The sequence below is a fragment of the Ruegeria sp. YKSF57 genome (assembly GCF_059612585.1).
Map to the genome: position 1 here is coordinate 132391 of NZ_JBXWQW010000004.1, position 7123 is coordinate 139513.

General features: G+C 58.3%; 9 protein-coding genes. All 9 read left to right on the top strand.

The genetic code is table 11. The annotated features are described in order from the left end of the window. Positions 1 to 71 precede the first annotated feature (71 nt). The gene (locus AC2FLX_RS02825; protein WP_496810392.1) at positions 72 to 914 is read left to right on the top strand and encodes a DUF2059 domain-containing protein; all 843 of its coding nucleotides are present in this window, start codon (positions 72 to 74) and stop codon (positions 912 to 914) included. Further along, complete coding sequence (locus tag AC2FLX_RS02830) at positions 914 to 1723, top strand: DUF2059 domain-containing protein (RefSeq protein WP_496810393.1); 810 nt, start codon at positions 914 to 916, stop codon at positions 1721 to 1723. The genes AC2FLX_RS02825 and AC2FLX_RS02830 overlap by 1 nt, the downstream gene beginning before the upstream one ends. Before the next feature lie 211 nt (positions 1724 to 1934). After that, positions 1935 to 2534, top strand: a complete 600-nt coding sequence (locus AC2FLX_RS02835; RefSeq protein WP_496747822.1) for a 50S ribosomal protein L21 — start codon at positions 1935 to 1937, stop codon at positions 2532 to 2534. Between the two features lie 11 nt (positions 2535 to 2545). Further along, positions 2546 to 2815, top strand: a complete 270-nt coding sequence (gene rpmA / locus AC2FLX_RS02840; protein WP_480751372.1) for a 50S ribosomal protein L27 — start codon at positions 2546 to 2548, stop codon at positions 2813 to 2815. 97 nt (positions 2816 to 2912) lie between these two features. Next, on the top strand, positions 2913 to 3521 hold the full coding sequence (locus AC2FLX_RS02845) for a LysE family translocator (protein ID WP_496810394.1): 609 nt from the start codon (positions 2913 to 2915) through the stop codon (positions 3519 to 3521). After that, positions 3518 to 4054 (top strand): GNAT family N-acetyltransferase, encoded by a 537-nt coding sequence (locus tag AC2FLX_RS02850; protein WP_496810395.1) that lies wholly within the window; start codon positions 3518 to 3520, stop codon positions 4052 to 4054. The genes AC2FLX_RS02845 and AC2FLX_RS02850 overlap by 4 nt, the downstream gene beginning before the upstream one ends. A 37-nt stretch (positions 4055 to 4091) precedes the next feature. Next, positions 4092 to 5126, top strand: coding sequence for a GTPase ObgE (gene obgE / locus AC2FLX_RS02855; RefSeq protein ID WP_480751377.1), 1035 nt, complete (start codon positions 4092 to 4094; stop codon positions 5124 to 5126). Further along, complete coding sequence (proB, locus tag AC2FLX_RS02860) at positions 5114 to 6220, top strand: glutamate 5-kinase (protein ID WP_480751379.1); 1107 nt, start codon at positions 5114 to 5116, stop codon at positions 6218 to 6220. Before obgE ends, proB begins: the two co-directional genes overlap by 13 nt. A 38-nt stretch (positions 6221 to 6258) precedes the next feature. After that, the coding region (locus tag AC2FLX_RS02865) for a glutamate-5-semialdehyde dehydrogenase (protein WP_496875373.1) at positions 6259 to 7123 on the top strand (865 nt) is incomplete at its 3' end.

Consider the following 7123-nt stretch of genomic DNA (forward strand, 5'->3'; position numbering starts at 1 on the left):
GAAATTTCTGCTTTTTGGTCAGAGACGGTTTTTCCATTGCTCATGGTTGGATTTCACATAGGCTAGGAGGCATGAAATCAGTGCTTCGCCTTTGTGCCCCGTTGATGGTGTTTGTCGCCGTGTTGGCGATGACAACCCCAGTTTCCGTTCGTGCCGCTGATCGGGACAGGATCGAAGCATTCCTGACGACTACTGGATTCGACGTGGCGCTTAACAGCATCGCCCTTGCGTCATCATCGGCTCCCGAAATGCTTGGCGTCGACGCGGGTTCATTTGGGACCCAGTGGGAAGAACTCACCGAAGAAGTGTTCGACACCGGGATTATGCACGAGACCGCGGTGGAAATCCTGGAACAGACGCTTTCCAACGATGCACTCAACCACGCGGTCGAGTTTTATGCCTCGGATCTTGGGCAAAGGCTGGTCGAAGCAGAAAATGCATCGCACATGATAGAAGATGACGAGGTCAAAGAACTGGAAGGGCAAGCGATTGTTGCCGATCTGGTCAAGCAGGGCGCGCGGCGAGTGGAAAGCCTCAAGCGGATGAACCGCGCGATCGATACCAGCGACACCGCCTTGCGCGCACTGCAGGAAATCCAGCTCAGGTTCCTGTTGGCTGCCAGTGCCGCAGGCGTTATTGACCTGGCGCTCGATGCCGATGAGCTTCTGGCCATGCTGAAACGGAACGAAGGGGCCATGCGCAGCGCGCTGCAACTCTCCGCCTTGGCCGGAGCGGCTTATACCTACAAGGATTTCTCCGACACCGAAGTCGACATCTATGTCGAGGCGCTTGAACAACCGCTTATGCAGGAGGTGTATGAACTCCTGAATGCCGTGCAATACGAAATCATGGCAGGCCGGTTTGAGGTGTTGGCCGCGCGGATGGCGGATCTTCAACCTGCACAGGATATCTGATGCGTTTAATTGCAGCTCTGTTCTTTCTCCTGTCCTTCGTTTCTGCCGCTTGTGCCGCGGACGAAAACCTGGACAGGCTTGCCGAAGCCCTCAGGCTGAACGAGGTGGTCGAGATCCTTCGTGAAGAAGGGCTGGCATATGGTCAAAGCCTCGACGAAGAGATGCTCGGCGGCGAGGGTGGCTTGCCGTTTCAGCAACAGGTGAACAAGACCTATTCCATCGAGAAGATGGCCAACGATCTGAAAAACGCGCTGGGTCGCAACATGACGGCCGAGCATCTCGTGCAGGCGACCGTGTTCTTCGACAGTGATCTCGGCCAAAAAATCATCGCACTGGAGAATTCGGCCCGCCGCGCCTATCTTGATCCCGCCATCGAGGACTATGCGCGCTCAATCTATGAAGACCTGGACGACAATGATCCTCGGCTCCGGTTGATCCGTGAATATATCAGGGTAAATGATCTGATAGAGCAAAACGTGCGCGGTTCGTTCAGTTCGGATCTGCATTTTTTTCGCGGTTTTGCCGAAGGGCAGGATGCACCGGTAGATGACGGCGCCATATTGTCGGAATTGTTGGAACAGCAAGACGATGCGATAGAAGAGACAACCGTGTGGCTCTACGGATTCCTGTTGATGGCCTACCAGCCGCTCACCGACGCGCAAATTCGCGAAAACATCGCCTTTTCACAGACCAATGCTGGTCGCGCTCTGAACGAGGCTTTCTTTTCCGGGTTCGCGGACATGTATGATCGTATTTCCTTTGATCTGGGAATGGCCGTGGCACGCGCCATGATGGCAACAGAACTCTAGTTCTGAAATTCGGTTGACAATCATCTCAAATGCTCCGATAAGCGCGCATCCCGGCCGGATCGCCCGCGCCGGGTATCGTTATTATTTGGCCCGGGACAACTCCCCAAGGGTCTCAATCCGCCCGGCAAGGGCGCGCTGTTCGAGGTGGCAAGAGCCATGAACACCCAGGCAGCTGGGGACCACAGAACGCGGCAACGAAAAGGAAAGACGCATGTTTGCGGTCCTCAAGACTGGCGGCAAGCAGTACAAGGTTCAGGCGGGCGATGTGCTCCGCGTTGAGAAACTGGCTGCTGACGCAGGTGAAAAAGTTCAATTCAACGACGTTTTGATGCTGGGTGGTGACGCGCCGGTCGTCGGTGCGCCTTTTGTCGAAGGTGCAGCCGTTCAGGCCGAGGTGATCGAACAGGTCAAAGGTGACAAGGTCATCAATTTCGTCAAACGCCGTCGTAAGCACAGTTCCAAGCGAACCAAGGGCCATCGTCAAAAGCTGACTCTTGTCAAGATCATCGACATCCTCGCATCGGGCGCGGACAAATCGGGCGTCAAGGCCGCGACCGGTTCTGTGCCTGCAGGCGCCGCGGCGCCCGCAGCCAAGCCCGCCGGGAAAGCTGCGGCACCGGCCGCTACCGCTGCCGACGACCTGACTCAGCTGACTGGCGTAGGCCCCGCCGCCGCCAAGAAGCTGGCCGATGCTGGCATCGACAGCTTTGCTGCTCTGGCCGCCTTGTCGGACGAGCAGATTGCTGCTATCGAGACGGTCAAAGTGAAACCCGAATGGGTTGAGCAGGCCAAAGAGCTGGCTAAAGGCTAAGGAGAGAGAGAATGGCACATAAAAAAGCTGGCGGTTCCTCCCGTAACGGTCGCGACTCTGCAGGTCGTCGCCTTGGCGTGAAACTTTATGGCGGTCAGGCCGCCGTCGCAGGCAACATCATCGTGCGCCAGCGCGGCACCAAGTTCTGGCCGGGCGAAGGCGTCGGTATCGGCAAGGATCACACCATCTTTGCAACCGTCGACGGCGCCGTGAAGTTCCACAAGGGGCTCAAGAACCGCACCTTTATTTCGGTCCTGCCAGTGGCGGAGGCCGCAGAGTAAGCCGAGACCCAAGAAGGTTAAGAGAAAATTCATGGGGGACCGGCAGAACATGCCGGTCCCCTTTCTCGTTTTCACCAACTGTTGAAGAACAAACCCGATGCCTGTCGCAACGACCAGTTTCCTGATTTTTGCCGCCTCCCAGGTCGGCACACCGGGTCCGGCCAACATGGCCCTGCTCGGGACAGGTGCGCGCTATGGGTTTCGGGCGGCCTTGCCCTTTGTTGCGGGGGTGGTGGTGGGCAAACAGCTGATCATCTGGCCGGTCGGTTTCGGGCTAATGGAATTGGCAGGGCAGGCGCCGGGCGTTTTCACCGTGCTGAAATACGCCTCTGCAGCCTATATTTTCTGGCTTGCCTGGAAAATCGCCAATCTTAGGCTTGCTCCGGGTCAGGCACAGGATACCGCGCCCGGTTTCTGGGCCGGGTTGGTGGTTCATCCACTTAATCCCAAGGCCTGGGCGATGATCGTGGCCGGGTTTACCGGCTTTGTCGCTGTAGGAACGTCATCGTTCGAGGCCACGCTTACGATCGCTCTCTGCCTGTTGAGCTGCCAATTGCCGCTGCATCCGATCTGGACGCTTGCCGGGGATCGGATCGCCCATACGGTTGCAGGAACCGGGTCCGAGAAATATCTGATGAGGATGTTGGCGGGACTGACCGTCGCATCTGTCTTGTTTGTGTTGTTCGGAGGAGGAGCGCACATATGAAACTTGAAACAATAATAAATCAGCCGGTCATTGAAACCGAGCGGTTCGATCTGCGCCCGTTACGCCGGTCGGATATGGGGTTGATCGAGCACTATACCAGTGACGAGCGTGTGGCGCGCATGACAACCTCCATCCCGCACCCGGTACCGCCGGGTTCGGTCGAGGCGTTCGTCACCCGCGCCATGGCCGATGACCGCGCCGAAGACGTCTGGACGATGGACGCAACCAAGGATGGAGGGCCGGAACTGATCGGCCTGATCTCTCTTGAAAAGATGGATCGCAATCAGTCCGAGGTTGGATATTGGGTCGCGCCGATCTACTGGAACACAGGCGTCGCCTCTATGGCCGTCGAAGCGCTGGTTAATGAGAATCCGCTGGGCAACCGCACGATGTTTGCCAGCGTGTTTCAAGACAACCCCGCCTCGGCGCGTGTCTTGACACATTGCGGTTTCCAGTATCTAGGCGATGCCGAAACCTTTTCGCTGGCACGCAATGCGAATGTGCCCACTTGGACGTATAGCCGAAAACTCTGACATGTGCCCGATTGGGCCTTTGCACTAGGAAGACACTATGAAATTTCTCGATCTCGCAAAGGTCTATATCCGGTCCGGGGCCGGAGGCGGCGGTTGCGTCAGCTTCCGGCGCGAAAAGTTCATCGAGTTCGGCGGCCCGGATGGCGGTGACGGCGGCAAAGGAGGCTCTGTCTGGGTAGAAGCGGTCGAAGGGCTGAACACACTGATCGACTTTCGTTATCAACAGCATTTTTTTGCCAAGAACGGACAACCGGGGCGCGGCCGTCAACAAACCGGCAAGGATGGCGATGATATCGTTCTGCGCGTTCCGGTCGGCACCGAGATTCTGGATGAGGATCAGGAAACCGTTCTGGCTGACCTGACCGAAGTTGGTGAGCGCGTGCTTCTGGCACGCGGCGGGAATGGTGGGTTCGGTAACCTGCATTTCAAATCGGCCACCAATCAGGCGCCGCGTCGGGCAAACCCCGGACAAGACGGTATTGATCGCACGATCTGGCTGCGGCTCAAACTGATTGCCGACGTCGGGCTGCTGGGAATGCCGAATGCCGGCAAGTCGACGTTTTTGGCGGCAACATCGAACGCGCGCCCAAAGATCGCCGACTATCCCTTTACCACGCTGCACCCCAATCTCGGCGTTGTCGGTGTCGACAATGTGGAATTTGTCGTGGCCGACATCCCCGGCCTGATCGAAGGTGCGCATGAAGGGCGCGGTATTGGGGATCGGTTCCTGGGTCATGTCGAACGCTGCGCCGTTCTGTTGCATTTGGTTGATGGCACTTCGGAATCGGTGGCCGATGACTATCGCACGATTATTCATGAGCTCGAGGCTTATGGCGGTCATCTCGCTGAAAAGCCACGCATTACCGTGCTGAACAAGATCGATGCGCTGGACGAAGAAGAACTTGATCTGGCGAAAAGCGCGCTGGAAGAAGCCGTTGGCGGCCCTGTTATGACCATGTCAGGTGTCGCCCGCCAAGGCGTGACCGAGGTGCTGCGCGCGCTGCGCACGCAGATCGACGCCGACCGCTTGCGCCACAAACCCGCCGAGGAGGCGCAGCCTTGGCAACCCTGACGTCGGCCAAACGGATTGTCGTCAAGATCGGGTCGGCCTTGCTGGTCGACCGTTACACCGGGTTGCTGCGCGGCGATTGGCTGGTTTCCCTGGCCAGCGACGTGGCATGGCTCAAGGGGCAGGGCACGGACGTCATCCTTGTCTCGTCGGGGTCCATCGCACTTGGGCGCGGTGTTCTGAAACTTCCTGCAACAACCTTGCCTTTGGAACAGTCTCAAGCCGCTGCAGCCGTCGGGCAAATCCGTCTCGCCCGCGCTTATGAAGAGGCGCTGGATCCGCATGGCATCACCACGGCTCAGGTGTTGGTTACACTCGAAGACAGCGAAGATCGCCGTCGCTATCTGAATTCCCGCGCAACACTGGAAACACTTCTCAGCCTCGGGGCCGTTCCCATCGTGAACGAAAACGACACCGTGGCGACTGACGAAATCCGCTATGGCGATAACGACCGGCTGGCGGCGCAGATCGCCGTAACCGTCGGGGCCGATCAGTTGATCCTGTTGTCGGATGTGGACGGGTTCTATTCCGCCAATCCGAACCACGATCCATCTGCCCTGCGTTTCGACGTGATCGAAAAAATCACGCCCGAGATCGAGGCGATGGCAGGAGACGCAGGATCAGGTCTGTCCAAGGGCGGCATGAAGACCAAGTTGATGGCCGCAAAAATGGCCATTGCGGCGGGGTGCGATATGGCGATTACAGAAGGATCGCCCCTCAACCCTCTGACAACGTTGGAAAATGGAGCGAACTGCACTTGGTTCAAAGCGACACTTGATCCGCATGCGGCGCGAAAACGCTGGATTGCGGCGATGAAGCCGCGAGGCGAGATCATCGTGGATAGTGGCGCCGCCAGGGCACTGGCAAACGGCAAGAGCCTGTTGCCTGCCGGGATCGTCGAGGTTTGCGGCGATTTCGGCCGCGGTGATCCAGTTGCCATTCTGGATGCCGATGCCCGTTGGTTGGGTCAGGGACTCAGCCGCTATACGGCGCAAGAAGCGGACGCGATCAAGCGGCGTAAAACCTCGGAAATCGAAGGTATTCTTGGATATCCGGGTCGGGCGGCGCTTGTTCACCGGGACGATATGGCTCTCTGAAGCGCAGTTTTGTAAGATGTAGAAGAAAGGCCTTGGCTATGAAAGATCTGGACAACATACCCGCTGTGATGGCCGAGATCGGTGTCCGCGCCAAAGATGCCTCGAAAGAGCTTGCCTTTGCGACTGCCGAACGCAAACATGCCGCGCTGATTGCAGCGGCAGATGCTGTTTGGGCCAATCGCGACAAGATCATCAAGGCCAATCTGAAAGACCTGGAATTTGGGCGCGACAAGGGCCTGAACCCTGCGATGATGGACCGGCTGATGCTGGATGAGGCGCGCATTCAGGGGATGGTGGACGGGCTGCGCACGGTGGCCGATCAGGCCGATCCTGTTGGGGAAGTTCTGGCGGAATGGGAAATGCCGACCGGCCTGAACATCCAGCGCGTGCGCACGCCCTTGGGGGTGATCGGCGTGATTTATGAAAGCCGCCCGAACGTTACCGCGGATGCCGGCGCGCTGTGCCTGAAATCCGGCAACGCGGTGATATTGCGCGGAGGGTCCGAAAGCTTCCACTCGTCGGGGGCGATTCACGCCTGTCTGGTTGAAGGACTGAAGGCCGCGAACCTGCCCGAAGATGCCATCCAGCTGGTGCCGACCCGCGACCGGGCGGCGGTTCAGGAATTGCTGACCATGACCGACCATATCGATGTCATCGTGCCGCGCGGTGGCAAGGGGCTGGTTGGGCTTGTGCAGCGCGAAGCGCGCGTGCCCGTTTTTGCCCATCTCGAAGGGATCGTTCACATCTATATCGACAAGGCCGCCGATCCGGCAAAGACCATCGATGTGGTTCTGAACGCCAAGACCCGCCGAACCGGTATCTGTGGCGCGGCGGAATGCCTGCTCGTGCATCAGGATGTCGTGGACTCGATTGGCAAGGATGTCGTCGCAGCACTTCTTGCCG

What these genes read in the sequence shown, in the direction of transcription:
- obgE (WP_480751377.1), top strand. Translation starts at nt 4,092, where the DNA reads ATGAAATTTCTCGATCTCGCAAAGGTCTATATCCGGTCCGGGGCCGGA.
- rpmA (WP_480751372.1), top strand. Translation starts at nt 2,546, where the DNA reads ATGGCACATAAAAAAGCTGGCGGTTCCTCCCGTAACGGTCGCGACTCT.
- AC2FLX_RS02830 (WP_496810393.1), top strand. Translation starts at nt 914, where the DNA reads ATGCGTTTAATTGCAGCTCTGTTCTTTCTCCTGTCCTTCGTTTCTGCC.
- AC2FLX_RS02825 (WP_496810392.1), top strand. Translation starts at nt 72, where the DNA reads ATGAAATCAGTGCTTCGCCTTTGTGCCCCGTTGATGGTGTTTGTCGCC.
- AC2FLX_RS02850 (WP_496810395.1), top strand. Translation starts at nt 3,518, where the DNA reads ATGAAACTTGAAACAATAATAAATCAGCCGGTCATTGAAACCGAGCGG.
- AC2FLX_RS02835 (WP_496747822.1), top strand. Translation starts at nt 1,935, where the DNA reads ATGTTTGCGGTCCTCAAGACTGGCGGCAAGCAGTACAAGGTTCAGGCG.
- AC2FLX_RS02845 (WP_496810394.1), top strand. Translation starts at nt 2,913, where the DNA reads ATGCCTGTCGCAACGACCAGTTTCCTGATTTTTGCCGCCTCCCAGGTC.